Consider the following 26572-nt stretch of genomic DNA (forward strand, 5'->3'; position numbering starts at 1 on the left):
CGTTGCTGAATGATTTGTGCATTTTTATGCGGTTTTGAGTCGGTATTTGCATATTTTAAATTGAATATTGACTAATGGCGGGCGCTGCGCGCGAGTGACTAAATAAGCGTAAATAGTGGTGAAATAAAATATTTCTCCTAAAGAGGATGAACGCCGCTTTAATTCTTTTCAATTCCATGTAAGTTAGTACTACTTTTGTTTAGCTAAATTATCCATGACTGTTACAAAAATGAATGTCGCGACAAGAGGTTTTTCGCTCGCCACTAAGTTTGGTTTTCTTGGTATTTTTGGATTATTGCTCGGGATAGGCGTGGCGGTGTTAGGCTTCGATCAGACCGAGACTCGAGCCTTCAACTTTTTGAATCATACCTTGAGTGAATTGGGAACCTATGGGCATTCCGCTCTTGCAGTGGTGCTCAATGGCGGCTTGTTTTTTGGCAGTTTAAGCATTGTTTTCTACTGCCTTTCATCCTTACAAACCGTAAGTGGTTTTTGGGGCTATCCCTTTTACTGCGCGCTGGCGCTGACGTTTTTAGCCTTGGCCTGCGTGGGTTTGTTTCCGGTCAATGTGTATCACCTGCATATCCTCGCCCTGAAATGGTTTTTCTACTTCGGCAGTTCGAGTGCCATCTGTTATCTGCTGTGGGCTGGCCTTAATTCACAAAGGCGACAACCTTGGACGCTATTGTTAGCGCTGGTGGTGTTGCTGAGTATGATGACCTTTCTCTACGCGCCCTTATTAGAGCTAGGTTTAACCGAGGGGGACAGGCCTTTCTATCAAGAGATGGTGTTGCAACTGCCTAGGCCCGATTTGTGGTGGCCAGCATTGTTGGAGTGGATTGCGCTTGGGAGTTTATTAAGTTGGACGGCAGCGCTACTGCTCATCCCACAATCACTCGCTCAGGAGCAAGCTCCCGAGTGAGTGATTTAGCTGATAGCCCATAATGCTATCAGCTCATGTATTTCAGTAGCTTAAGTATTTCAGCAGCTTAAGGATTTCAGTCCCGCTTCGCCAAACCAGTAACCGTTACAGTGCTCATCGCTAAGAGGGTACTGAGCGTCAGTTGCCCCAGTCTTTAACGCCTCGACCAGCGCATCGGCCTTAGTGATACAGGCTAAGCTGCTGGGCGAAACCCGAAACACATCGACGCCCATCTTTATCATTTCATTGATTTCGCTGCGTAAATCGACACAGCTGGCCGACTGGGTTTGGATGCCGTTTAACCTAAGTAAGGGCTGCGCCTCTTGCGTCTGTGCCAGTAAACCCTTGCTGTATTGGCGGCAAACGGTTTCGCAGCTGTCCTTCGACAAGTGTTGATGCCTCGCGGTAAAGCAGCGCGCCGAGTGGGCGAGTGGCAAGTAGCCATGGCCGAGTACTTCAACTTCGAACGCGGGCTTGTTCTCTATCACTTGGCTTAGCCAAGTCTTCGACAGTTCAACTGGCATCACAAAGCGCTGCATACCGAAACGCTGCAAAATATCTAAACTGGCTCGGTTGTAGTTGTTGATGCTGGCGCCGCAGACAAAGGGCAGCTTGTGCTCCTTGGCGAGATACACGGCCGCCATGTCGTTGGCCTCAATGCTAAATTCGCCATTGTCGACTTGACGTTTAAGCTCTGTGTATTCAGAGGGCGCTTCGATAAGGGCGAGCGTTGACAGCACCACTTCTTTACCCGCAGATTTAAGCATTTTCGCCAGTTCGAGATAGTCGCCAAACTTGAGTTCGCGTCGACGGCTACAAACGGCTTCACCCAGATAAACTAACGGGATCTGACTGTTGGCCACCTGCTGGTAAAAGTCGATGACCTGTTGTTTTTCCCAGCAATAGAGCAATGGGCCGAGGGAAATTTTCATAATCGTTTCTTCTTCGTGGTTATCGCTAGGGCTATTGCCAGTCACGCTCGTAGGCGCCTAAGGTGGTAATTTGGCCTTCGGAGACTTTCGCGAGGGCTTGCTCCCAATGGGCCTGCGTCTGGAATTTATCTGGCTGATTAAGATAAGTATCAATCGCTTGACGCCACACCTTGGTCACTTGCTCCACATAGGCTGGGCTGCGCTGACGCCCCTCAATCTTAAGTGACACTATGCCCGCCTTGGCAAGCTCTGGCAGCAAGCTAAGGGTATTTAAACTGGTGGGGGACTCGAGCAGATATTGCGGTTTATCATCGTCTTGGGTGAGATAACGGCCCTTACAGACGACTGGGTAGCCCATTTGCTCATCGAGCCCTGATTTATCAATTAAGACTTCGTTGAGGCGAGTCAGCCTGTCTTGGCCCTGTTCCTGCCAGCGCACGTGTTTCGCCGGGGAGCAAGAACCGCCAGTGTTTGGCGATTGGCCAGTAACATAGGATGATAAGTGGCAGCGGCCTTCGGCCATGATGCACAGACTACCAAAGGCAAAGACCTCTAAATCGACTGGGCTGACCTTAGCTAAATCGCGCACTTGTTTCATCGACAGCACTCTGGGTAACACCACCCGCGCGATATTAAAAGCCTCTTTATAAAAGCTCAGTGCGCCCAAGTTGGTGGCGCTGGCCTGTACCGATAAATGCAGCGGAATTTGCGGATATTGCCTATGGGCATAGTCGAGTAGCGACAGATCGGCGACGATTAAGGCATCGACGCCAATGCTGGCCGCCAAGTCGATGGCTTGATACCAGCGGTGTTCCTCATTCGGCTTAGGAAAGGTATTCAAGGTGAGGAAGATTTTCTTGCCCCGCTGTTGGGTCAGTTCGGCGGCTTCCTGTAATTTTGCGGGGGTGAAGTTTAAGCCCGCGAATGAACGTGCATTGGTATCATCCTTTAACCCAAGGTAGACAGCATCGGCTCCGGCCTGCAGCGCCGACTTTAGCGAGGCCAGGTTTCCTGCTGGACACAACAACTCCATAATGGTGCTCCCGATAAAATAACAGGGGCAGAGTGTAGGGAAGATTGATTGGCGGTGAATTGATTTAAAACAGGTTTAAGATCATAAAATCTCGGTAAACTGGGAGATATAGTGTTTTTTATCCTTAGGTAACTGATTATGTCCGCTGTTTTTTCAGCAAACCTCGCAAAACAACTGCTTGAACTCACCCCAAAGCTGATCCGCTTACCACTCTCCAAAGTGCCCTTTAGCCTCAAGGCCAAGGTGCTTAGCCAACTCCTAACGCAGCTGCTGGCGCCGCAGGCCGAAGACGGCGAGTTAGCATTCTTGGCCGGTAAGTGGGTTGCGATTCGAGTCGAAGATTTAAATCTGTTTTTTGAAGTGAGTTTCGATGGTTGCTGGCAGGTGCGTGAGCTGACCGATGCCCAGGTCAGCTTTAGTGCCAATTCTGCCGAGCTATTATTGGTCGCCGCGGCAAAAGAAGATCCTGATACGCTGTTTTTCCAACGCAAACTGAGCATCGAAGGCGATACCGAGTTAGGGCTTGAGGTGAAAAACCTGCTGCTGAGTATCGAATTTGCCAGCCTGCCGACACCCATTCGCTTAAGCGTTGAAAAGCTGGCCGATGCCATTGTGCGTTTGCAGCTTGAGGCAAAACCGACGGTGATTTTGGCTAAATCCCCAAGCTTGAGTTGATGCTATCTTGGCTGTAACCAACCGATAAAAAAGCCCCGCTTAGATTGCGGGGCTTTTTGTTTAGCTAGGACGCCATACTCACTCAAATTTTTTGCGTGAGTATGGCGAATTTGACCAACAGCTCGTCGTGGGACTCGACGCGGTTAGGGTCTGGGTCAATACAATCAATCGGACAGACGGAGACGCAGGTCGGCTTATCGTAATGGCCTACGCATTCGGTGCAGCGGTCTGGGTCGATTTCATAGATTTCTTCCCCCATGGTGATGGCTTGATTCGGACATTCAGGTTCACACATGTCGCAATTGATGCAGCTGTCGTCGATCAGTAATGCCATGCCTTAGCCTGCTTCGTGTGGGTTGCGGGTATCCTGACCTTGAGGCAGGTTACGCAGTAAAATGCCGTGGTTCAGATCAACCTCTTTCGGCACGGGCAAGTAAACGGTATGGCCAGAACCTAATCCCGCTTCAACCGATTCGGCTTTGCGGTTCTCGAGTTGTTCGATGGTGAGGCTGATATTGCCCTGTGGCGTCATTAATTCAACGCTATCGCCGACAGAGAATTTGTTCTTCACTTCGATTTCGGCAAGGCCTGCCAGATTACGTTTACCGGTTAATTCACCCACAAACTGTTGGGTGTCGCTGACCGAGTAGCCATAGTCGTAGTTTTGATATTCATCATGTACGTGGCGACGTAAGAAACCTTCGGTGTAGCCGCGGTGCGCTAAGCCTTCGAGTTGGTTCATCAAGCTGCGGTCGAAGCTCTTACCTGAGGCGGCATCATCGATGGCTTGACGGTATAGCTGGGCAGTACGGGCCACATAGTAGAACGACTTAGTACGGCCTTCGATCTTCAGCGAATCGATGCCCATTTTCGCCAAACGCTCAACGTGTTGGATTGCACGTAAATCCTTAGAGTTCATGATATAAGTGCCATGCTCATCTTCAAACGCTGGCATATATTCGCCGGGGCGATTAGCTTCTTGTAGAAGGAAGATTTGGTCGGTCGCAGGACCCGTGCCTAAGGTTGGCGTTTCGATTTGCACCGCATTTGGGGTGGCAATGATATCGCCCGAGTCAGTTTGCTGCGCTTCGTGCACATCGTATTTCCAGCGGCAGGCGTTAGTGCAAGTACCTTGGTTTGGATCGCGCTTATTGATATAACCCGACAGCAAACAACGGCCCGAGTAGGCCATACACAGGGCGCCGTGAACAAATACTTCTAACTCGATATCGGGGCAACGCTGACGGATTTCTTCGATTTCATCCAAGGATAATTCACGGGATAAAATCACCCGTTTAATGCCTTGGGTCTGCCAGAATTTGACCGACGCCCAGTTAATGGCGTTGGCTTGCACCGATAAATGCACCACCTGCTCAGGGAAAGCCTCACGCACCATCATGATTAGGCCTGGGTCTGACATGATCAGCGCATCGGGCTTCATCGCCACTACGGGCTCCATATCTTTAATATAGGTTTTGAGCTTAGCGTTGTGGGGAGCAATGTTACTCACCACATAAAGCTTTTTACCCAGCGCATGGGCTTCTTCGATACCTGTTGCGAGGTTTTCCATTTTAAAGTCGTTATTACGAACCCTAAGGCTGTATCTCGGCTGGCCGGCATACACGGCATCTGCACCATAGGCAAAGGCGTAACGCATGTTTTTCAGCGTCCCAGCGGGAGATAACAACTCAGGTTTAAACATAATGACTCTCGAATTGGTTGGTAGATAGAGGCGCAGTGCGCGGGGGCGGCATTTTACACAATCAAAGTAGGGTTATGCAAATCACCTCGTCTAAGATTAGGTATAGTTCGCATTTTACGAATATACCTAGAAGCCTTATGATGGCGCAGGTTCTTACCTCGGGGTGTATGGTTTGTTTGTGCTATCTAGCCGGATTTATTTTGATGGTTTTTAGTCGACAATGGCTTAAGCGTTAAAGCAATAAGTTGGCGCGTTTAAGATGAAATTGATAACAGTGTCATACAAATAATTAACGTCTGTTGCTTTTTTCTGCCCATCAAATGATAGCCAACTGATATACTCCAACTATTGAAGATTTATGTTTGCAGATTGATGGGAGCGAAGATGTCTACTGAACATCTACTGTTAGTCGGATTACTCAAAAAATTAAAAGATGATGCCTTAGTGTTGCCAACACTGCCCGAAGTGGCCATGCGAGTGCAGGAAGTGGTGAGTCGCTCCGATGCGAGCCTAAAGCAAGTGGGTGAAGTGATAGGTCAAGACGCCGCAATCTCGGCGCGTATCATTAAAGTGGCCAACAGTGCCTTATATAGCCGTGGTATTCCCGCCGAGAGTATTAGTAGCGCTGTGTCTCGAATTGGCCTCATCCAAATCAAGAGTATTGCGACCTCTGTCGCCATGGAGCAGCTATTTATTTCTACCAATGAAATGGTGTGGGAAGTGATGGATGAAGTGTGGCGCACTTCTATCGATGTGACAGCCGCAGCCTGCGCTATGTTGCAGATGTATAATAAGCGTCGTCCCGGTCAGCTCAATTTAGATACGTTAACATTGGCGGGATTAGTCCATAATATCGGTGCGTTACCAGTTTTGACCGAAGCCGAAGCCCATCCTGAGTTATTCACCAGTATTGATCAATTGCGCTCCTTAGTTCGTAAAATGCAGGGCCCACTAGGGCGCGCGGTATTGAAGAGTTGGGATTTTGCGCCAGAGGTGATGGAAGTGGTTGAGCGTTGGGCGGATTTACCTTATCTGCCTGACCATGTGACCTACTTAGACTTTATCCGTGCCGCGGCTTTCTACACTGGTGAGTTACGTGCCGGTGCCGATTTCGAGCAACGGATGGATGTCTTTGTTGGCCGTGGCTTACCCGTTTCGGCAAATGATTTAGCTAGTGATGAATTTATGGATAAATTCCATTCAATCAAAGAAAGTTACCAGTAGTCTTCAGGCCTAGAGGGAACCCCTGCTGCCCGATTTAGGGGCGTTGGGTGAATAAGCTTACGTGGTAAGATTGAGGCCTGAATATGATTATTTTGGGGTTTATCGGTTTAGCACTGGTTATCGTCTTGATAGCTGTGCTGTATATATTACTGGCAAGATACCAAGCGCTGCGATTACAGCAGCGATTTTTGGCGCAATTATGCCCGCAGCTCGATCAACAAAAGATAGAACGCCGTCCCCTCAATATTCCCATTGTGCCGCAGGAGTTTGCGCCGCTTTACCATTCCTTAAACGAGATGCTCGCGGCGCTGCCCGCTGGCATGGGCAAGGACAAACTCACAGGGCTAAATAATCGTGTCGGGCTTAAACGTTCACTCACCGCATTAATGCCCATCACCCAAGGCACTTTAGTGCTTATCGATATTTATCGCTTTCGCTATGTGAATGATCTCTTTGGCTTTGTGTTTGGCGATATTCTGCTTAAACAATTTGCCGACCGCCTAACTAGCTTAAGCCTTAAACCTAAATTGATAGCTCGCCTAAACGGTGATGAGTTTTTCCTCTATTACGAGCAAAGTCTGTCGGAAGAACAATTGCTGCATTTACGCGGCCGATTACAGGTGCCCTTTAAGATTAAAGATACTCCTGTCAGTGTGCGGATGCAGATTGGTTGCCTGCAACTTGCTAAGCACCATGCCGATGTTAGCAATATGCTCAGAAGGCTAGATCTTGCCCTTAAAAAAGCCCGAGCGACTCGCAGTGCTATTGCCTGTTATAGCGAGAATGATGATATCCGCCAATTGAGGGAGCTTAAGATTATCGACAGTCTCCCCAGTGGCTTACAGCGGAATCATCTGTATATGGTGTATCAGCCTAAGCAGGATATTCACACGGGGGCTTGCACTCAGGTAGAGGCTTTGATCCGTTGGGAACATGAAGAATTAGGTTTTATTTCACCGGGTGAGTTTATCCCGTTGGCAGAATATGCGGGGATGATCGATTTAGTCAGCCATTGGGCGCTGGAGCAAGTGTTGCAGCAGCAAGTGAAATGGCGCACGGCCGGGGTGTCTGTGTGTGTGGCGCTTAATCTCTCGACCCGAGATCTCGACAGTGAAACCTTGCCTCAGGATATTGCCGCTCGCCTCGAGCATTATAAATTACCCCCAGAATGCTTAATGATTGAGATCACCGAGAGCACTCTGATGGCCGATTTAAATAAGGCCGTGGATACCCTAGAGAAAATCCGCCGTTTAGGGATTAAATTGGCAATCGATGATTTTGGTACTGGCCATTCATCGCTGGCGTATTTAAAGCATTTACCCGCCAATGAAGTCAAAATCGATAAAGCCTTTCTTCGGGATCTTGAGCCGAATAAACCTTCGGAATATATCCTTGAGGCCAGCATCAATATCGCCAAAAAGCTCGGCTATGAAGTGACGGTCGAAGGTGTAGAAACTGTCGAAGTCCATGATATGTTGGTGAATATGGGTGTCGACCGTATTCAAGGGATGGTTTATGCCAAACCCATGCGGGCGGCAGAGCTTGAAATGAACTGGAATCATCTGCGGCCAACGCCAGAGATGCTCTGCGTTAATGGCTCACATCCCTAGACTTATCTTTACATCCCTTGGCTTAATTGGGCAATTAGGTCGGCGGGCATGGGCGCGAGTTGCCGCGCCTGATTCATACACACCATTTCAATGGTGGCGGTGACCGCGGGTTTTTTACCATTTGGGCGCCAAATTTCCTGATGCCAGACGGTACGATATTTACTCTCAAAGTAGAACTTAGTGCGGATATCGATGATATCGGCAAATTCCACTCCTTCGTGGCACAACATGTCGCTGCGATATACCGCAAAGCCCAATTGCTGTTGTTGCCAGAGGTCGCGTAAGCGCTCGGCACCAATCACATGCTCACGGGCGCGCTCGAAGTATTTCAAAAAGTTAGGGTGATACACCACGCCAGAAAAATCCGTATCTTCATAGTAAATTTGCACAGGGAAAGAATAACTTGGGCTAAATTGTGGCATGGCGTTTTCGAGATGAAGTATTTGGATTGAGCGCAGTCTAGCGGTTTATCGGGCTAAACAAAACCCAAGATGTGGGTAAATACGGTGGTTAGGGTTGAGATGTTCAAGGTGACACAAAGTAAAAAGCCATATCCGCCGAAACGGATATGGCTTTTTTGTAGGGTAATCGGTGGCTAAAGCGAGTATCGCTTAGCGAATGATCATCTGATCGCGTTCAGGTCCTACAGACACCATGCTCACACGCACGCCCATCAGGGCTTCGATGCGCTCAACATAATGTTGTGCTGCTTTTGGCAGGCTTTCAAAGGTGCGACAGCCAGTGATGTCTTCGCTCCAGCTTTCCATTTGCTCGTACACTGGGCTTAATGCCGCCGTCTGTGGCCAAATCGGGTTTTCAGTGTGTTCGCCTTCGTAGGCTACACAAATCTTAAGATCTTTCATGCCAGTCAGGCAGTCAATCTTAGTCAGGGCGATTTCAGTCGCTGCTTGCAGTTCAACACCGTTACGCGTTGCAACCGCATCGAAGTAACCCATATCACGTGGACGACCCGTGGTTGCGCCGAACTCATTGGCGTTTTCACGGAAGGCATCTTGCTCTTCCATCGCAGTCACTAAAGTGCCAGTACCGACAGATGAGCTGAAAGCTTTAGCTACGGCAATTACACGCTCTGGGCGCAGAGCCGGTAAACCACTACCCAGACCTGCGAAAGCCGCCGTCACGTTAGAAGAAGTAGTGTAAGGATACTCACCGTAAATCAAGTCACGACCCGCGCCTAATTGCGCTTCAAATAACAAGTTAGCATCTTGTTTTTGTAAGGCTTTTAATGGCTCGGTGACGTTGCAAATAAATGGACGCCATGGCGCAGTCACATCCAATAACCATTGGGTCATTTCGGCGGCCGTTTGGCTAAAGTCACAGCTTGGGTACAGTGCTTTTAACTGGGGCAGTTTCCAGTCGAGCATAAATTGAATGCGTTCTTGCAGCACTTCTGGTTGGTTTAACCAGCCAACCAGAATACCTTTCTTCATCACGCGGTCGCCGTAGGCTGGGGCAATCCCTTGACGGGTTGAACCATAGGCCAGATCGCCTAAACGTTGTTCTTCTAAGGTATCTTCCTGTGCATGGATAGGTAAGCACAGGGTCGCACGGTCAGAAATGCACAGTTTAACTTCAATGCCTGCCGCTTCGACTTCGGCGATTTCAACACTGAGTTTTTCAGGGCTGATCACCATGCCTGGGCCAAGTACTGCGACGCAGTTTGGATTGAAAATACCGCTAGGTAATTGGTGTAATTTAAAGGTGCCAAAGTCGTTGACGACCGTATGGCCCGCGTTGTTACCGCCTTGAAAGCGGACACTTGCTGCAGCATCAGCGGCTAAATAATCTACGATGCGGCCTTTGCCTTCATCACCCCAATTTGCACCCACAACTACGATAGACGGCATAACATCATCTCCACAGGAATTAAGCGGTTATGCTAGACCTGCTTAATGAATAAGAGAAATTAATTATAGTTATCGTCGTGATAAGGAAATCATATATCATAGTATGAGCTGAATTGATGGATGGAGATGAATGTGATGCTCGAACTTCATTGGTTAAAGACCTTCGTGACCTTAGCCGAGTGTAAGCACTTTGGTAAGGCGGCGGCGGCGCTGCATATGACCCAGCCCAATGTCAGCTTGCATATCAAGCAATTGGAGCAGAACACTCGAGTTAAGCTGATTGAGCGCAATCCGTTCAGGTTAACTCAGGCGGGGTTTCGTTTGCTTGAGAGCAGCCAGAAGACCTTGATGGAGCTGCAAGTGTGTCAGGCGGATCTCAATGCCATCAACGATCTCAGTCAAGGCACCTTGACCATAGCGGCCAGCGATATCATTTCGCGTTTGCTGCTCATTCAGCCATTTCAGTTATTTAAAGCGGAATTTCCTGGGATTGATTTTTCCCTGCTTAATACCACGTCATCCCAAGCTTCGGAATTGGTCACTAATGCCGAGGCGGATTTAGGTTTTGTGATCGCGCAAAAGGAGAGTCAGCCGCTGCATTTTACCGAGTTACAGCAAATCAAATGGTGTGCCCTTGGGGATAATTTAGAGCTGTGGCAGCAGAGTATAGGAAGTGACGATATGCCACTGGCGGAGCGGCCGACGTTGATCCTGCTCGGCCATGATACTCGTACCCGCGAGTTGCTGGATCCCGCATTGCCCTCATTAAATCTACCAAGGTATAGGATCATGGAAGTCGGCAGTGTGGACGCACAAATCGACTGGGCCGAGGCGGGTTTTGGGGTGGCGATAGTGCCTGAGTTTTCGATTTACACTAAGAAGCACTTAAAGAGTAAAGTCACGCCATTGCCACAGTTTCCGAGCACCAGTTTGGGTTATATCGTGCGGCAGAATCAGATCCTATCGAAAGCAATTAAGCAGCTACTACATTGGGTGAATCAAGAGATTATCCGTACCCAAGGCAGCTAATAGCAGGTTGAAAGGTTACTTAGCGCTAACGAGCTGTTGGTACTGGCCATTGGCTTTTAATTGGGTTAAGCCCTGATCTAGCTCTTTAGCGAGTTGCGCAGCTTTGGGGTTTTCCTTCGAAAAAGCCAGATAAATCTCGCTGCTGTGGTTATTAAAGGCGGAGATCACATCATCACTGACGCCCATCTTTTGCAGGTTTTCTTGAGCGACTAAGTCGAACATTACCGCCGCATCGATTCGGCCAATCATCAGTAAGTTGATTAGTTGCTGTTGGTTGGCGACGGTGACAACATTTAACTGGCGCTTTTTCACTAATTCGGGAAACTCATCGCCGTATTCATAGCTTTTTATTACGCCTATCACAGTACCTTTCGGCAGTTCCCATTTATTAGCGGCGATGAGCGGGCGTTGTTTACGTTGATAAAAAGACGCTTTCGCCACAAACAGCGGAGTGTTACCAAACACAAAACGTTGCTCGGTACTCGCCTCGCGGGTGACGTTAAAGACCCCATCAACGGCGCCTTTCTCGGCCATCATCAAGGCGCGGCTATAGGGCACGACTAGGCTGTTGACTTCCACTTGAGATTGCTTGAATGCTGCCGCGATCAGGCGATGGGAAATCCCTTGGCCAAACTGATTCGCAAAGGGCGGCCAGCTGTCTTCTGCGGCTAAAGTAATGCTTTGGGATGAGGACTGTACTGGCAGGTTTTGGCTTTCTTGGGCGAACGATAGGTTATGACCGACAGAGGCGATTTGCAGAAATGTGGCGAATAATAACGTCAGCGGGAGCTTCACGACTCGCTGAAATTCATTCCTTGTTGGGCTGCAAACACGCATCATATTTCCGTATCATCCTATTCCTAATGGAAATTTATACCACAAGAGCGAATTACGAACCTAATCATTTTGCGATTTGTGATACGGCTTGTGTTGTCTATGACGAAACTCTTTGTGCCATAAAACTGTGATCTTAGGTTGTGACTTTCGGTTTTTTAATCATTAGAATAATCTGATTGAAAAAAAACTAATGGAGTTCGTCATGGCTGAAAAAGTAGTAGAAGTCACCACACATATGGGAAGCGGTTGGAAGGTTACGGCGCAGGTACGGGAGCATTTGCTTGTCATCGACCAACCCAGTGCCAGTAATGAGGGAGCTAACCCTTTAGAAACGTTCTTATTTTCGCTCGGAGGCTGTATTTCGGCGATTGCCAAGATGGTTGCGCGTGAACGTAATATCACCATTCGCCAGTTTGATGTGCATGTGAGAGCCGTGATGAATTCGGCGGGATTATTAGGTCAGCCCTCGGACGACCCTGTAGGCTTTAAGGAAATTGCCATCAATGCCAGCATAGATGCCGACTTAACCGATGCAGAAAAGAATGAGTTTTTAGATACTGTGTGTAACCGTTGTCCCGTCCACGACAATCTGCTGCGTCCAAGTTTAGTCATCCACCAAGTTCAGCCCTAATCTCAAGATTAATTTCGATAGCGGCTTAAAAGCATAAACCCCAGTGTCTGCTGGGGTTTATGTTAATGGTCATATGCTAATTGTGCTATCAGGCGTTATTTTTCGGGAAGTTGGCCAGCACTAGCTCGGCGACTTTACGAAGCTCTCCCGGACAAATGCCATTAGTGGCTTGCACAGCCATGCCTTGCAGCACTGTGCCTATGTATCGAGACAGCAGCAGCGGATCGGCATCCGCGGGAAGATCGCCTTCATCCTTTGCCCTTTGTAGACGCTCGCATAAAGCCTGCTCACCATCACGACGGCGGGTAATCAGGGTATCTTTAATGGCTTGTCCGGCTTCGCTACAGGCGAGGGCGCCTTGTACTATCAAGCAACCTTGGGGGTGACTCTCATCCACTAAGGAAGATGCTGCACCATAGAGCATGGCCTCAACCACTTGATAGGCGGTTTCTTTTTCAAGCGAAGGATAGAAAAACGCACAGGGGCGCTGCTCGTATAACTCGATCGCTTTTAGAAACAGCTGCTCTTTGTTACCAAAGGCGGCATAAAGGCTGGGTTTGTTAATGCCCATGGCCTGAGTTAGATCGGTTAACGATGTACCTTCAAAACCTTTTTGCCAGAAAACTTCCAAGGCTTTGGCCAATGCATCGTCGGCGTCGAAGGCTCGTGGGCGACCTACGCAGGGCGTCTGGGTGACGGTTGACATCATTAGGCTCCTCAATTCTCAATTGCCCCTAGGATAGACATGGGTTTAGTTCATGTCCAGCCACTCTTGCCTGCTGTCTGCGGGTTAGGTGAGTAACTCACCAAAATATATCGTCCATTCAAGCCCACATAGCACGTTCGCCGTGGCTAATTACCTCAAAGGCTTAACTACATGTTTATCAAGCTGTCACAAAAAATTAAATACCCATCGGTACAGAAATCTGTTGACAGGGTCATTTTACACTATATATTACCGCCCAGTACATAATATTTTTTACCAGTCGGTATTTATTGGTTTTGACCGAGTGCCCATCACTGATGTCTGTCTTAAACGAGATAAATGCCTGCCACATGAGGATTGTAAGATGAAAAGTAACCAACCTTTACGGATATTGATGTTGACTGCCGTGGCGGCTTTTGTCCTTTCGGCCTGTGGTGAACCCGAAGCCCTGCAGGGGCAAGCACCGGGTGCGCCTAAGGTTGATGTTGCGCAGGTATTGCATGAGCGCGTTACCGAGTGGGATGAATTTACCGGTCGTTTGCAGGCGCCAGAGAGTGTGACCTTAGTGCCACGGGTATCTGGCTATATCGCGTCGGTAAACTTTAAAGAAGGCGCCTTAGTGAAAAAAGGCGATGTGCTATTCCATATCGATGCGAGTGTGTTCGAAGCGGAAGTGGCCCGGTTAAGAGCAGATCTTGCTAGCGCGCTTTCTGCTGAGCAACTGGCCACTAACGACTTAGAACGTGCCCGCAAACTCTTTGCCCAAAAGGCGGTATCGGCAGAATTACTCGATACCCGCGAGTCGAACAAACGCCAAACCACGGCGGCCGTGGCTTCTGTGAAAGCGGCGCTGCTGCGCGCCGAGCTGGACTTAGATTACACCCAAGTGCGCGCGCCGATTGATGGCCGTGCCTCCTACGCCAATGTCACTGCGGGTAACTATGTGTCTGCGGGGCAGAGTGTGTTAACTAGCTTAGTGTCGACCGCCAGCATGTATGCCTACTTCGATGTGGATGAGCAAACCTATCTGAAATACGTCAAGTTAACCGCCGAGAAAAAGCGTAAAGACCCTCGTGCTGGCGACAATCCCGTGTATATGGCGCTGGCCAACGAGCGCGAATATCAACACATAGGTTTAGTGGATTTTGTCGATAACTCAGTAGACAGACAGACGGGCACTATTCGAGTACGTGCCACTTTTAGTAATGAAGACAACAGCTTGCTCCCAGGTCTGTTCGCCAGATTACGTACCGCAGGTAGCGGCGCCTACGACGGCATCTTAATCGACGATAAAGCCGTGGGCACGGATCTGAACAACAAGTTCGTCTTAGTGGTAGCAAACGATGGCACTGTGGAGTATCGCGGCGTCACCCTAGGTGAAAAAGTTCAAGGTTTACGCATTGTTAAGCAAGGTTTAGCGGCAAACGACAAAATCGTCGTCAATGGCATGCAAAGGGTTCGTCCTAAGATGCAAATTGAGCCACATATAGTCGATATGGCCGATAGCGAGCAGCTAGATGCGCTTCGTCAAGCTCAATTACTGCTTGATAAACATCAAGAAAATATCACCACCCCAGACGTTGAAGTAGCGAGCCGCGGTTAAGGAATCCAACAGAATGTTGTCGCAGTTTTTTATTAAAAGACCGATATTTGCAGCCGTACTCTCGCTGCTATTTTTTATCACTGGGGCGATTGCCGTTTGGCAATTACCTATTACCGAATACCCTGAAGTGGTGCCACCGACAGTCGTGGTGACCGCCAACTACCCTGGCGCTAACCCTAAAGTCATCGCCGAAACGGTTGCCTCGCCCTTAGAGCAGGAAATCAACGGCGTCGAAGACATGCTGTATATGTCATCGCAGGCGACGTCCGATGGGCGCATGACCTTGACCATCACCTTTGCCATTGGCACCGATGTGGACAGGGCGCAAACTCAAGTGCAGAGCCGGGTTGACCGTGCTATGCCACGTTTGCCGCAGGAGGTGCAACGCCTCGGGATTGTGACCGAAAAGTCCTCGCCCGACTTAACCATGGTGGTGCATTTACTGTCGCCAGATAACCGCTATGACATGCTGTATTTGTCTAACTACGCGGCATTAAACGTAAAAGATGAGTTAGCACGTATCAAAGGCGTGGGCGCGGTGCGTTTATTCGGTGCGGGCGAATATAGTCTGCGGATCTGGCTTGACCCGAATAAAGTCTCGGCGCTTGGCATGTCGCCAGCTGAAATTATTGCCGCCGTACGTGAGCAAAATCAGCAAGCGGCAGCGGGCAGTTTAGGGGCGCAGCCTAGCGGTAATGCCGACTTCCAACTCTTGATTAACGTTAAGGGGCGTCTGACTGAACTGTCAGAATTCGAAGACATTATCATCAAGGTCGGTCAAAACGGTGAGGTGATCCGTCTTAAGGATGTGGCGCGCGTCGAACTTGGTGCAACTAGCTATGCGCTGCGGTCATTGCTGGATAACAAGGATGCGGTCGCGATTCCTGTGTTCCAAGCATCAGGCTCGAATGCGATTCAAATTTCCGACGATGTGCGCGCCGAAATGGCAAGACTGGCGAAGTCTTTCCCCGAAGGGCTGCAATACGAGATTGTGTACGATCCGACCGTGTTTGTGCGTGGCTCTATCCATGCGGTGGTGAAAACCTTGCTCGAAGCCGTGCTCTTAGTGGTACTCGTGGTGGTGTTGTTCCTGCAAACGTGGCGAGCCTCGATTATTCCGCTGGTGGCCGTGCCTGTGTCTTTGGTGGGTACCTTCGCCTTTATGCACTTGATGGGCTTCTCGCTTAATGCGCTGTCGCTGTTTGGTCTGGTGCTGGCCATCGGGATTGTGGTCGACGATGCCATCGTGGTGGTAGAAAACGTGGAGCGAAATATCGCTTCGGGTTTAAGCCCTATTGCCGCAACACAAAAAGCCATGAAGGAAGTGACTGGGCCGATTGTGGCAACCACTTTAGTGTTGGCCGCGGTGTTTATTCCTACCGCCTTTATGAGCGGATTAACGGGGCAGTTTTATAAACAGTTTGCACTGACTATCACGATTTCGACCTTTATTTCGGCCATTAACTCGCTCACCTTGAGCCCGGCGTTATCGGCGTTGTTACTCAAGGGCCATGATGCACCTAAGGATGCGCTCACACGGTTAATGGATAAGCTGTTTGGTGGCTGGTTATTTACACCCTTTAACCGCTTATTCAACCGTGCATCAGAAGGTTATGGCTATTTAGTACGTAAGGTTATCCGTTTTGGCGGCATTATCGGACTGGTGTATCTGGGTATGGTTGCGCTGACGGGCGTGCAATTTGTGAATACCCCAACGGGCTATGTGCCTGGACAGGATAAGCAGTATTTAGTGGCATTTGCCCAATTACCGGATGCGGCCTCACTCGAGCGTACCGATGCGGTGATCAAGAAAATGTCCGACATCGCCTTGAATCACCCTGGTGTGGCGCACTCTATTGCCTTTCCTGGGCTGAGTATCAACGGTTTTACCAATAGTCCTAACTCGGGCGTGGTGTTTGTCGCCCTAGATGATTTTGAGTTACGTAAGAGTCCTGAACTGTCGGCGAATGCGATTGCCGGCCAATTAAATCAGCAATTTGCTGGTATTCAGGATGCGTTTATTGCCATCTTCCCGCCGCCACCTGTGCAAGGCCTCGGCACTATTGGAGGGTTCCGTCTGCAAATTCAAGACAGAGCCAACCTTGGTTATGAGGCCTTGTATCAGGTGACCCAACAAGTGATGTACAAGGCGTGGGCCGATCCACAATTAGCGGGGATTTTCTCTAGCTATCAAGTGAACGTGCCACAACTTGAACTGGATATCGATCGAACTAAAGCGAAGCAGCAGGCAGTGTCGCTCGATCAAATTTTCCAGACATTACAAACCTATATGGGCTCGACCTATGTCAACGACTTCAATCGTTTCGGTCGAACCTATCAGGTGAATATGCAGGCCGACGAAGCATTCCGTCAAAGCCCGCAGCAGATCAGTCAGCTAAAAGTACCTAATGTGAATGGCGATATGATCCCACTCGGCTCCTTTATCAATGTGAGCCAGAGCGCGGGGCCCGACCGTGTGATGCACTATAACGGTTTCACCACGGCTGAGATTAACGGTGGCCCAGCCCCCGGTGTTAGTTCGGGTCAAGCTCAGGCGGCGATTGAGAAAATCCTCGCCGAGACCTTGCCGATAGGCATGACCTACGAGTGGACTGAGCTGACCTATCAGCAGATCCTCGCCGGTAACACAGGCTTGTTAGTGTTCCCTCTGGTGATCCTGCTGGTATTTATGGTGCTGGCGGCGCAGTACGAGAGTTTGAGTTTGCCATTGGCGATTATCTTAATCATTCCAATGACCTTACTTTCGGCGCTCAGTGGTGTGCTTATTTATGGCGGTGATAATAATATTTTCACCCAGATTGGTCTTATCGTCCTCGTGGGCTTAGCGACCAAGAACGCGATTCTGATTGTCGAATTTGCCAAGGAAAAACAAGACCATGGAATGGAAGTCATGGAGTCTATTCTTGAGGCGGCGCGCTTACGTTTACGCCCCATCTTGATGACCTCTATCGCCTTTATCATGGGGGTGGTGCCCATGGTGTTCTCAACCGGAGCGGGCGCTGAAATGCGTCAAGCCATGGGCGTCGCGGTATTTGCCGGTATGATAGGGGTGACACTGTTTGGCTTAATCCTGACGCCGCTATTTTACTATGCCCTCGCTAAACGCGGTCGTCGCAAAGTGGAAGCATTAACGGCGCAATAGTTCCTCTAGTTCAATCTGTTATCTCTTAAAAGACCTGCATTTGCAGGTCTTTTTTTATTTTCGCGGGTAAATATCAACGGAGTAACTATAGTTAGATCAGTGCATTAAATTAGGAAAATGCGATGAATGCTTTTCAGCCCCAGGAAATCAGCATCAAAATTGATGTTCGGCATGCGCTGTTAGCCGTGGCGACGGCATTGGATTTTGTTGGTGTGGATGATTTACACCATGGACATAGAGTGGCCTATATGGCCTACGAATGCGCTAATGTGCTGGGCTGGTCAGATGAAAAGAAGCAGTTTGCCTATTTTGCGGGGCTTATCCATGACTGCGGCGTGTCTTCCTCAGAGGAACATCTCCGCCTACTCAAATTAATGCAGCCAGAAGATGCCACTTCCCACAGCCGCCGTGGGTATGAGGCATAAATGAAGTGTCCTATCTTAGATGTCTTTGCCCTCACAGTGCTTTATCACCATACCCCTTGGCTAGAGTTGCAAACCACGGCAATCTCAGAGTTTGATCGTGACCTTGCTGCATTGGTGTTTCTGGCCGATCGGACCGATTTTCTGCGGGCACGCTATACCCATGGTTGTCATCAAGAGCTAATCACCCTCCATGAGGGGTTAGTTGCGGATAATTTGCTAGCCCACAGTGGCGTGCTGTTCGAGCCTAATATGGTGGCGGCCATGTGCCAATTAGTCAGCAAAGACGGTTTTTGGTACAACATGGAGGCTGCCCATATTGAGCAAATGGCCCTCGAGTTTGAAGCAAATCAACTATACGACAAACAGCTGGATCTCGAAGGCGTTAAGCAGATATCAAGATTTCTGGCGCGGATTGTCGATGCCAAGAGTCCCTTTACTTTTCATCATTCGGACAAGGTCGCACTGCTGGCAAAACTTGTCGCTAAGGATTGTGGCATATCGGATACCGATGCCGAGTTATTGTATGTGGCCGGGCTATTACACGATGTTGGTAAGCTCAAAACCCCCGATTTATTACTCCATAAGGAAGGCAAGCTGACTAGGGAGGAATACTCAATTATGAAGCGCCACACCGTCGATACCGACCACACCTTAAAGAGCTTTTTTCCTAAGTCTGTGATTGGTGAGTGGGCCTCAAACCACCATGAGCGTCTCGATGGGTCGGGTTACCCCTTTAGAAAAGGACCAGAACAATTAGATTTACCTTCGCGGATCCTTGCACTCGTCGATGTGTTTCAAGCCTTAACCCAAAAGCGGCCTTATCGAGGTTCAATGTCCTTAAGTGAGGTGCTGGAGATTATGTTGCCTATGGTTCAACAAGGTAAGTTGGACTCGAACGTTTATGATGTGTTGCTAGCCGATGCCGATAATTTTTACCAACTCTCGACACAAGAGTATGAGGCTTAGTGGCTCACTAGCGTAAAAGGTTAGAGCAGCAAATCGGGAGTGATTGGTGTAAACATTGTGGCAGCATCCATCAAGGATTTGGCCGTGAGGGAGGGCACGCCATACACCTCGGCCTCGATTGCGTATTTTTGCCTTATCTTATCGAGCAAGAGGGCAAAGTCCCCATCGCCAGACAGCAGTATTACAGTATCCACCTCGGGCGCCATTTCCAGCACATCTATGGTGATGCCCACATCCCAATCGCCCTTCGCCGAACCATCACTGCGCTGAATAAAAGATTTAAGCTTTAGCTCAAAACCAATATGTCTGAGCGCATCTTGAAACTTTAACTGGCCATCGTCGCCGCGATGAATAGCGTAGGCAATGGCGCTGACAATCTCCCCCTGCGCGCTTAACTGTTGCCAGAGTTTGCGATAGTTAAACTGGCGCTGATAAGCCTCACGGCAGGTGTAGTAGATGTTTTGCACGTCGACAAAGAGGGCGATTTTTTTCAAGGGATAAGTTATGGCTATCAGCTGGAAGACTGTTCGCACTATAGCACAGCAAGGCGGCTAATGGCGCGAGCAGGCAAAACTCCAATGGGTCTAATCGGGAGTTGCCGTGTGTCGCTGCGCTTAACGAATTTAGTTAGGTTAAAGGATTGATTATCTAAAATATTGCGCCGGTGTGGTGCCGGTATATTGTTTAAAAAAGCTGATAAAAGCGCTGTCACTAGAAAACTGTAAATTAAACCCTACCTGCGCCACCGAGGCGCCCGCAGCTAACTGCTCAATGGCCGACAGCAAGCGCCATTGCTGCCGCCACGCCTGATAAGCCATGCCCGTTTCGTTGCTAAAGATACGGCTGATGGTGCGTTCGCTGGCGCCGATTTCAATGGCCATGTCCTGCAAGCTGGCAGGTATTTTTTGCTGTTGCTGCAATTGCTTAAGCCAGGTTTGCAGCCGTTTGTCCTTGGGCAGGGGTAAGCTTAAATTCTGTGCATCCGCATTGAGTAACTCTTCAATCAGCAGGGCAAAGGCATTGTGCTGGCTGTGTCTGGGCTTGTCCCAAGGCCAAAAGGACATAGTGTCGATTAACGCTTTGAGTAACGGATCCACATGGAAAATCGTGACGTTATCCGGCAAAGACGCCACTGTTTCAGGCTCAAAGTAGAGTGAACGATAGGCCACAACATTGGGCATTGTGACTTGGTGGATCACGCCTGCGGGCAGCCAAGCCGCACGGGTTGGCGGCAACACGACTTGAGTGTCGGCTAAGTTAAACCGCATACATCCCGCCGATGCGTAGAGCAACTGAGCCTTACGATGCTGATGTACGCCTGAGTCATGCTCGCCCATTTCGGCGGCAATGCCTATCACTAGGTTGTCTAAGGCATCGGGATTAAATTGCTGCTCGGGTTGAATAAAGGCCATGTTGTCTTATTTTTGATGTTTTTTGTCTAAGTGTCGTTAATTGTCACTTAGGGATCCTATCTATACTGCGCCCTCTTTGACAAGTATGGAGCGCCGTTTTGGTTTATCGGTTAACCCTGAAAGCTAAAACGCAGATAAAAATCATGAAAATAAAACCACCACTCTGGCTGTGCGTACTCTTGATGATGTTTCCGCAAATTATGGAAACCATCTATAGCCCGGCGTTGCCTAATATTGCAGAAAACTTTGCGGTGTCTGTTGCCAGCGCCTCGCAGACTTTATCTGTGTACTTTATCGCTTTTGCTGTAGGCGTATTTTGCTGGGGTCGTTTAGCCGACATTATTGGTCGCCGCAATGCCATGCTTGCGGGCTTACTCTGTTATGCCATTGGTTCCGCATGCGCGTTGATGATTAGCGACTTTACCCTGTTGTTGTTCGCTCGGGTATTATCGGCCTTTGGTGCAGCAGTGGGTTCTGTCATCACTCAAACCATGATGCGTGACAGTTACAACGGGGAGGAACTCGCGAAAGTCTTTTCGGTGATGGGCATGTCTCTTGGGATCAGCCCCATTATCGGATTGCTATTGGGGAGCATCCTCAGTGCTTATTGGGGATATCAAGGGGTGTTTGTCGCCCTGATGGTTTCTGCCATTGTGTTGTTGTTTTTGTCGGTAAAATCTTTGCCCGAAACCAAGCCTGAACACACCCAAAAAATCGCGCTCGTTGAGTTAGCTCGCAAGATGCTTACCGACAGCGGGATAATGAAAAACACTTTGCTGGTGGCCTCATTTAACTTGATGTGGTTTAGCTACTTTTCGCTGGCGCCATTTATGTTTGAGGCGCGAGGATTGTCGACGCTTGCCTTCGGTGCCAGTGGGTTGTTATTAGGCTTTGGCGCATTCCTTGGCAGTTATTTTAATAAACTATTGCTGGGTAGAGGCTATTCCTGTGCACTATTGGTGCGGTTAGCAAGCCTTATGGCACTATTCGGTGGACTCGGTATTTGGCTGTTCCAATCGACTGATATTGGTTTGAATAATGTTTACTTCTTACTACCCATGCTGTTGATTGTAATTGCTTATGGGATTGCGATTCCTGATATCCTGAGCTCGGCGCTGGCAAACTACCGCGCCTATGCAGGTTCCGCGGGTGCGCTGTTTGGACTGTTTTATTACATTCTGTTGGGGCTAGGTTTAGGCTGTGCGGGCATGGTAAGTCATCTTGGTGGCGTGATTACCTTAGCTGCACTGCTATGTGTTGGGCTTGGATATGCGGGTTTGGCAGGCAGGACAGTGCTAAGAGGGAAGTCGTCTCGAGCGTAAATAAAAAGCCAAGGGTGATTCCCTTGGCTTTATGGTTTTAACAAACATCCTATGCCGTTTCGCTTTACTGTATCGCTATGCTTTGGCAGTGGGTTCCTGTTGTTTCGCCGCCTCTTGCGCCGCTAATTCTTGAGCTTTGATGGCTGCCTCGAGTTTGGCCTCAACATAACCCGGTGAATGGGTCGCGGCCGAGATTAAACGGTACATGGCCGGGATCACGAACAGGGTTACAAAGGTAGCGAAGGCCATGCCGAAGAACACTACAGTACCTACGGCAATCCGACTCTCAGAGCCCGCGCCCGATGAGAAAATCAGCGGCACAGCACCTACCAAAGTGGTGAAGGCTGTCATCAGAATGGGGCGTAAGCGACGAGTCGAGGCGTCGATAATGGCTTTGTCTAGGGCTAAACCGCGGTCACGCAATTGGTTAGCAAACTCGACGATTAAGATACCGTTTTTAGTCACCATACCAATCAACATGATCATCCCAATCTGGCTATAGATGTTAATACCTTGACTGGTGACCAACAGGCCGAGGAAACCACCGAATACCCCCATAGGCACGGTAAACATCACCACTAAGGGGTTGATAAAGCTTTCAAATTGCGCCGCCAGTACCAGATAAGCCACTAGGAGTGCTAAACCGAACACGATTAAAATGCTGCTCTGGTTTTCTTTAAAGTCCTTAGATTCGCCGGTATAACCGATGGAAATATCCTTAGGTAATAACTCAATGGCCTTATTATCCAAAAACTTCAAGGCTTCGCCCAAGGTGTAGCCTTTACTGATGTTGGCCTTAAGGGTGATCGATTTTTGCTTATTGGTATGGCTAAGTTTTTGTGCCGATGCGACTTCTTCGATATGGGTTAGGGTATCGAGCGTCACTAATTCACCCTTGGCCGAGCGCATATAGATTTGGCTCAAATCGCCGACGTTGTTAAAGCTGTTTTCATCGCCGCGCAGATACACATCGTACTCTTCGCCTCGGTCTACATAGGTGGTTTCTTTACGACCGCCGAGCATCACTTCTAAGGTTTGTGAGACTTCATCGACACTGATCCCAAGCTCTGCCGCCCGTTCTTTATCGACGGTAACGATAAGCTCTGGTGTGGTTTCGGCATAGTCTAAATCCGCGCCTTCCATCATAGGGCTGGCGTTCGCTTCTTCTTTTAACACCTGTGCCCATTTAAACAGCTCGGCGTAATCTGAGCCGCCCAGCACGAATTGTACTGGCTCACTCGATTGACCCCTAAAGCCTGGCATCATAGGGCGAACCATCACGTCGGGAATGTCTTTTAAGGCGTTGCTGATAATGCCAAGGGCTTGCTGCGCCGTGACATGGCGATGCTCCCAATCCTCTAACTGCATGATCACAAAGCCAGTTTGATCGCCAGCGCGGCCACCGAAGGCGGGGGCTTGCACGCTAAAAGAACGTAACACACCTTGGCCGAGCAGGGGCATTAGTCGGTCTTCGACTATGTCCATGTTTGCCGTCATACGGTTATAGCTGGTGCCTTCGGCACCTTTTACGAAGGCGAACAGTACGCCGCGGTCTTCCTGCGGTGCTAACTGTGAGGGCACTTGCTGCATTAACCAGGCACTGCCGCCAACGCAGGCGAGGATCACCAGTGGTGCTAACCATCTAAAACGAATGGCATGGGTTACGCCAACACGGTAAACCTTTTCCATGCGGGCAAAACCACTGTCGACAAAACGGTTAAAACGGTTCGGTTTAACATTGGCCTTGAGCAGTTTGCTACTCAGTACTGGCGTCAGCGTCAGGGCGATAAGTGAGGAAAACAGCACGGATACTGCCAGCATCACAGAGAACTCGGTAAAGAGTAAGCCGACCATACCCTCCATAAAGGAAATCGGCAGGAACACCATGACTAACACGGCGGTGGTGGCCACAACCGCAAAGCCTACTTCCCGCGTGCCTTTGTAAGCGGCGAGTAGCGGCTCTTCACCGCGCTCAATGTGGTGGAAGATGTTCTCTACCACGACGATGGCATCGTCAACAACAAGACCGATGGCGAGAATTAATGCCATCAGCGTCAAGAGGTTAATCGAGTAGCCAAACATATTGGCGGCAATAAAGGCCGAGATCAACGACACTGGTACTGTTACCGCTGGGATAAGGGTCGCTCTGGCTTGGCCGATAAAGATATACAGCACTAATACTACGAGGGCGCCAGTGACATAGAGGGTGTTGTATACCTCGTTAATTGAGCGGTCGATAAAGACGGTCGAGTCAAAGTCCACCACTAGGCTTGTGCCTTCGGGGAGAAAGTCTTGAATTCTATCGACTTCTTTATGGACTTCCTGCGCCACAATCAAAGGGTTCGCATCGGACTGAGTGATGACGCCTAAGCTTAAGTTAACGATACCATCGCTCTTAAAGGTGGAGTTTTCGTTCTGGGCGCCAACGGCCACATCCGCCACATCCTTAAGATAAATAGGCGTGCCATCGCTGGCGGTGCGTACCACTAAATAGTCAAAATCCTTCGGGGTGTAATAGAGTCTCTTGGTGCGCACCGACATCACAGTGGTATCGTTACGTACTTGACCGCCCGGGGTTTCGACGTTTTCTTTACGCAGTGCGTTAATAATGTCGGTGACTGTGACATTGCGTCCCGCCATTTGCTCGGGTCTGAGCTTAACGTACATCACCTTGTACAGACCGCCCGAGATGCTGATGGAACTCACGCCGCTGATCAGGCTGAATCTGTCTTCTAATACGCGCTGGGCGTAATCGGTCAGCTGAGTTCTGTCCATCACGCTGGAGCTTAAGTTGACATAGACAGAGGGTTCGCCTGAGCCATTGTCCTTAGAGACCACAGGATCGTTGGCATCTTCGGGCAGGCGGCGCTGGGCGCGGGCCACGGCGTCACGCACATCACTCACGCCTTCGGTTAAGTTCCAACCGAGGAGGAATTTCACTGTGATCCGCGAGCTGCCGTTACGGGTTGTTGAGGTGATTTCATCGATACCACTGATCCCCGTGAGTTCATCTTCGAGGGTCTTAGTGATCTGGCTTTCCATAATCGCGGCGGAAGCGCCGGAGTAGCTGGTACTGACGGTCACTACTGGGCTTTCGACATCGGGCATTTCCCGCACCGACAGTTTAGTGAAGGACACTAAACCAAAGACACACAGCAATAAGCTTAAAACGATCGCGACGACGGGGCGCTTAACGGATACATCGGACAGCCACATTATTTCGTCTCCGCTGTGTTGACGTCTGACTTGGCTGCTGGACGGTTAGCATCGTTTTTAGCTTCTAGCACCACTTCATTGATCTTTAAGCCATCGCGCATGTTCACTAGCCCTTGTACTACCACTTTGTCGCCAATCTTAAGGCCCGAATCGATAAGCACTTGGTCACCCACGCGGGCACCTAAAATCACTTCTGTGCGATGGGCGATATGGTCCTCACCCACCACATACACATAGCGCTTAGTACCTGAATATTCTAAGGCTTGCACTGGCACAATCGGGGCGGAAATGGGCGGGAAGGTGATGGTCGATGACATCATCATGCCGGGCTTTAAGCGGTTTTTCGCGTTTTCAAATTGCACACGGATCTTCAGGTTTAAGGTTTCTTCATTGACGCGGGGATCGATGGCGACCACTTTGCCGATAAAGGTTTCCCCCGGCCAGGCGCGGCTGGTCGCCGAGACTGGCATACCAATGCTCAGCTGTGACAGAAAATGTTCGGGCACCTGTAGGTCGAGTCGCATGCTGGATAAGTCATCCAAGGTCATCAGCTCAGTGCCAATACTCACCATTTTACCTTCGCTGAAGTTAATCAAGCCGGTTTTGCCAGCAAAGGGAGCGATTAGCGAATGGTAATGTAAATCTGCCTGCGCCGAGGCGAGTCTGGCTCTAGCTATATCGACGCTGGCCTTTTGCGCATCGATTTCGGTTTGGGTGATGGCGTTGCGGCTGATGAGTTTTTCAAATTCCCTGAGTTTACGGGTTTCATCATTTAAAAAGGCATTGGCTTCGGCTACCGCGGCCTGTGCTTTCATATCATCGAGTTCGATCAGCAGTTGGCCTCTTTTGACCGCCTGATTCGAGGTAACGGCGATTTGCTTAATTTTACCAGTGACTTGCGGCGCGATAACCACGGCGCGATCGGCGGCGAGTTTACCTATGAGTGAAATCGATTGTGCCAGCGGATGCTCAACCACTTCTCCTGTGACCACAGGTACAGTGCGCATTAAATGGGGCGCGCTTTCGGGTTTGGCCGCCTGCAGTACATCACTAAAACTCACAGCGGTGGCAACCGCAGCAATTAAGGCAATGGCTATTATGGTTTTTTTCATTGGAATAATTATCTCGCACAAAGACGGTTAAGAGGCGATCGCACTAATGGCGCTATTCTAGTGAATAACCGTCATCAGGTGAGTAAAACTTTGTAAAGTTAAGCGCACGAAAGTGAAAGAAATTGTGTTTTTGTCGAAAAGACGGCCAACAATTTTTTCTGGCTGTGTGGGCGTGGCTAAAATA

Annotated in this window: 23 protein-coding genes; 11 read left to right on the top strand and 12 right to left on the bottom strand. The window is 49.4% G+C overall.

Annotated elements, in window-relative coordinates; translation table 11 throughout:
* Nucleotides 1–214: 214 nt before the first annotated feature.
* A complete protein-coding gene (locus K0H59_RS05740) occupies nucleotides 215–922 on the top strand; it encodes a hypothetical protein (RefSeq protein WP_220054934.1) in 708 nt (235 codons plus the stop codon).
* Nucleotides 923–981: 59 nt separating this feature from the next.
* On the opposite strand, the gene K0H59_RS05745 is transcribed toward K0H59_RS05740, so the two are convergent.
* Together K0H59_RS05745 and K0H59_RS05750 are read right to left on the bottom strand one after the other, a co-directional pair.
* Nucleotides 982–1854, bottom strand: coding sequence for a U32 family peptidase (locus K0H59_RS05745; RefSeq protein WP_220054935.1), 873 nt, complete (start codon nucleotides 1852–1854; stop codon nucleotides 982–984).
* A gap of 31 nt (nucleotides 1855–1885) precedes the next feature.
* Nucleotides 1886–2887, bottom strand: a complete 1002-nt coding sequence (locus K0H59_RS05750) for a peptidase U32 family protein (RefSeq protein ID WP_220054936.1) — start codon at nucleotides 2885–2887, stop codon at nucleotides 1886–1888.
* A 138-nt stretch (nucleotides 2888–3025) separates the two neighbouring features.
* Here K0H59_RS05750 and K0H59_RS05755 point away from each other — a divergent pair, with 138 nt between their 5' ends.
* Nucleotides 3026–3562, top strand: a complete 537-nt coding sequence (locus K0H59_RS05755; RefSeq protein WP_220054937.1) for an SCP2 domain-containing protein — start codon at nucleotides 3026–3028, stop codon at nucleotides 3560–3562.
* Nucleotides 3563–3644: 82 nt separating this feature from the next.
* On the opposite strand, the gene K0H59_RS05760 is transcribed toward K0H59_RS05755, so the two are convergent.
* A complete protein-coding gene (locus tag K0H59_RS05760) occupies nucleotides 3645–3896 on the bottom strand; it encodes a YfhL family 4Fe-4S dicluster ferredoxin (protein WP_011621854.1) in 252 nt (83 codons plus the stop codon).
* Between the two features lie 3 nt (nucleotides 3897–3899).
* The gene (yegQ, locus tag K0H59_RS05765) at nucleotides 3900–5264 is read right to left on the bottom strand and encodes a tRNA 5-hydroxyuridine modification protein YegQ (RefSeq protein ID WP_011621855.1); all 1365 of its coding nucleotides are present in this window, start codon (nucleotides 5262–5264) and stop codon (nucleotides 3900–3902) included.
* A 384-nt stretch (nucleotides 5265–5648) separates the two neighbouring features.
* Between yegQ and K0H59_RS05770 the strand changes: the two genes are divergently transcribed.
* Together K0H59_RS05770 and K0H59_RS05775 are read left to right on the top strand one after the other, a co-directional pair.
* Complete coding sequence (locus tag K0H59_RS05770; RefSeq protein WP_088210850.1) at nucleotides 5649–6488, top strand: HDOD domain-containing protein; 840 nt, start codon at nucleotides 5649–5651, stop codon at nucleotides 6486–6488.
* Nucleotides 6489–6571: 83 nt separating this feature from the next.
* Nucleotides 6572–8098, top strand: coding sequence for a bifunctional diguanylate cyclase/phosphodiesterase (locus K0H59_RS05775; RefSeq protein WP_220054938.1), 1527 nt, complete (start codon nucleotides 6572–6574; stop codon nucleotides 8096–8098).
* An 8-nt stretch (nucleotides 8099–8106) separates the two neighbouring features.
* On the opposite strand, the gene K0H59_RS05780 is transcribed toward K0H59_RS05775, so the two are convergent.
* Together K0H59_RS05780 and K0H59_RS05785 are read right to left on the bottom strand one after the other, a co-directional pair.
* On the bottom strand, nucleotides 8107–8520 hold the full coding sequence (locus K0H59_RS05780; protein WP_088210848.1) for a thioesterase family protein: 414 nt from the start codon (nucleotides 8518–8520) through the stop codon (nucleotides 8107–8109).
* 189 nt (nucleotides 8521–8709) lie between these two features.
* Nucleotides 8710–9966 carry an adenylosuccinate synthase gene (locus K0H59_RS05785; RefSeq protein WP_220054939.1) on the bottom strand — a complete coding sequence of 419 codons (1257 nt, stop codon included), beginning with the start codon at nucleotides 9964–9966 and terminating at the stop codon, nucleotides 8710–8712.
* Between the two features lie 135 nt (nucleotides 9967–10101).
* Here K0H59_RS05785 and K0H59_RS05790 point away from each other — a divergent pair, with 135 nt between their 5' ends.
* The gene (locus K0H59_RS05790) at nucleotides 10102–10995 is read left to right on the top strand and encodes a LysR family transcriptional regulator (RefSeq protein WP_220055560.1); all 894 of its coding nucleotides are present in this window, start codon (nucleotides 10102–10104) and stop codon (nucleotides 10993–10995) included.
* Nucleotides 10996–11010: 15 nt separating this feature from the next.
* Here the strand turns inward: K0H59_RS05790 and K0H59_RS05795 are convergent, their stop codons facing one another.
* The gene (locus K0H59_RS05795) at nucleotides 11011–11832 is read right to left on the bottom strand and encodes an ABC transporter substrate-binding protein (protein ID WP_220055561.1); all 822 of its coding nucleotides are present in this window, start codon (nucleotides 11830–11832) and stop codon (nucleotides 11011–11013) included.
* 202 nt (nucleotides 11833–12034) lie between these two features.
* On the opposite strand from K0H59_RS05795, the gene K0H59_RS05800 reads away from it, so the two are divergent.
* Nucleotides 12035–12463 carry an OsmC family protein gene (locus K0H59_RS05800; protein ID WP_220054940.1) on the top strand — a complete coding sequence of 143 codons (429 nt, stop codon included), beginning with the start codon at nucleotides 12035–12037 and terminating at the stop codon, nucleotides 12461–12463.
* Nucleotides 12464–12551: 88 nt separating this feature from the next.
* On the opposite strand, the gene K0H59_RS05805 is transcribed toward K0H59_RS05800, so the two are convergent.
* The gene (locus K0H59_RS05805; RefSeq protein ID WP_088210845.1) at nucleotides 12552–13172 is read right to left on the bottom strand and encodes a TetR/AcrR family transcriptional regulator; all 621 of its coding nucleotides are present in this window, start codon (nucleotides 13170–13172) and stop codon (nucleotides 12552–12554) included.
* Between the two features lie 361 nt (nucleotides 13173–13533).
* On the opposite strand from K0H59_RS05805, the gene K0H59_RS05810 reads away from it, so the two are divergent.
* The 4 genes from K0H59_RS05810 (at nucleotide 13534) to K0H59_RS05820 (ending at nucleotide 19326) form a co-directional block, all read left to right on the top strand.
* On the top strand, nucleotides 13534–14772 hold the full coding sequence (locus K0H59_RS05810; protein WP_220054941.1) for an efflux RND transporter periplasmic adaptor subunit: 1239 nt from the start codon (nucleotides 13534–13536) through the stop codon (nucleotides 14770–14772).
* Between the two features lie 13 nt (nucleotides 14773–14785).
* Nucleotides 14786–17935 (top strand): efflux RND transporter permease subunit, encoded by a 3150-nt coding sequence (locus tag K0H59_RS05815; RefSeq protein ID WP_220054942.1) that lies wholly within the window; start codon nucleotides 14786–14788, stop codon nucleotides 17933–17935.
* 122 nt (nucleotides 17936–18057) lie between these two features.
* Complete coding sequence (locus tag K0H59_RS21220) at nucleotides 18058–18360, top strand: hypothetical protein (protein ID WP_258405894.1); 303 nt, start codon at nucleotides 18058–18060, stop codon at nucleotides 18358–18360.
* Nucleotides 18361–19326, top strand: a complete 966-nt coding sequence (locus K0H59_RS05820; RefSeq protein WP_258405895.1) for an HD-GYP domain-containing protein — start codon at nucleotides 18361–18363, stop codon at nucleotides 19324–19326.
* A 20-nt stretch (nucleotides 19327–19346) separates the two neighbouring features.
* Here K0H59_RS05820 and K0H59_RS05825 read toward each other — a convergent pair whose 3' ends face one another.
* Both K0H59_RS05825 and K0H59_RS05830 read right to left on the bottom strand, forming a co-directional pair.
* Entirely contained in the window at nucleotides 19347–19820 is a 474-nt protein-coding gene (locus K0H59_RS05825; RefSeq protein WP_220054943.1) for an NYN domain-containing protein, read from the bottom strand.
* Nucleotides 19821–19970: 150 nt separating this feature from the next.
* Nucleotides 19971–20738: a helix-turn-helix domain-containing protein gene (locus tag K0H59_RS05830; protein ID WP_220054944.1), complete on the bottom strand. Its 768-nt coding sequence runs from the start codon at nucleotides 20736–20738 to the stop codon at nucleotides 19971–19973.
* 143 nt (nucleotides 20739–20881) lie between these two features.
* Here K0H59_RS05830 and K0H59_RS05835 point away from each other — a divergent pair, with 143 nt between their 5' ends.
* Nucleotides 20882–22060: a multidrug effflux MFS transporter gene (locus K0H59_RS05835; protein WP_220054945.1), complete on the top strand. Its 1179-nt coding sequence runs from the start codon at nucleotides 20882–20884 to the stop codon at nucleotides 22058–22060.
* Nucleotides 22061–22135: 75 nt separating this feature from the next.
* Here K0H59_RS05835 and K0H59_RS05840 read toward each other — a convergent pair whose 3' ends face one another.
* Together K0H59_RS05840 and K0H59_RS05845 are read right to left on the bottom strand one after the other, a co-directional pair.
* Nucleotides 22136–25276: a multidrug efflux RND transporter permease subunit gene (locus K0H59_RS05840; RefSeq protein ID WP_088210836.1), complete on the bottom strand. Its 3141-nt coding sequence runs from the start codon at nucleotides 25274–25276 to the stop codon at nucleotides 22136–22138.
* Nucleotides 25276–26388, bottom strand: a complete 1113-nt coding sequence (locus K0H59_RS05845; protein ID WP_220054946.1) for an efflux RND transporter periplasmic adaptor subunit — start codon at nucleotides 26386–26388, stop codon at nucleotides 25276–25278. Before K0H59_RS05845 ends, K0H59_RS05840 begins: the two co-directional genes overlap by 1 nt.
* Nucleotides 26389–26572: the final 184 nt, after the last annotated feature.

The organism is Shewanella sp. FJAT-51649 (assembly GCF_019457435.1).
GTDB classification, from domain to species: domain Bacteria; phylum Pseudomonadota; class Gammaproteobacteria; order Enterobacterales; family Shewanellaceae; genus Shewanella; species Shewanella mangrovisoli.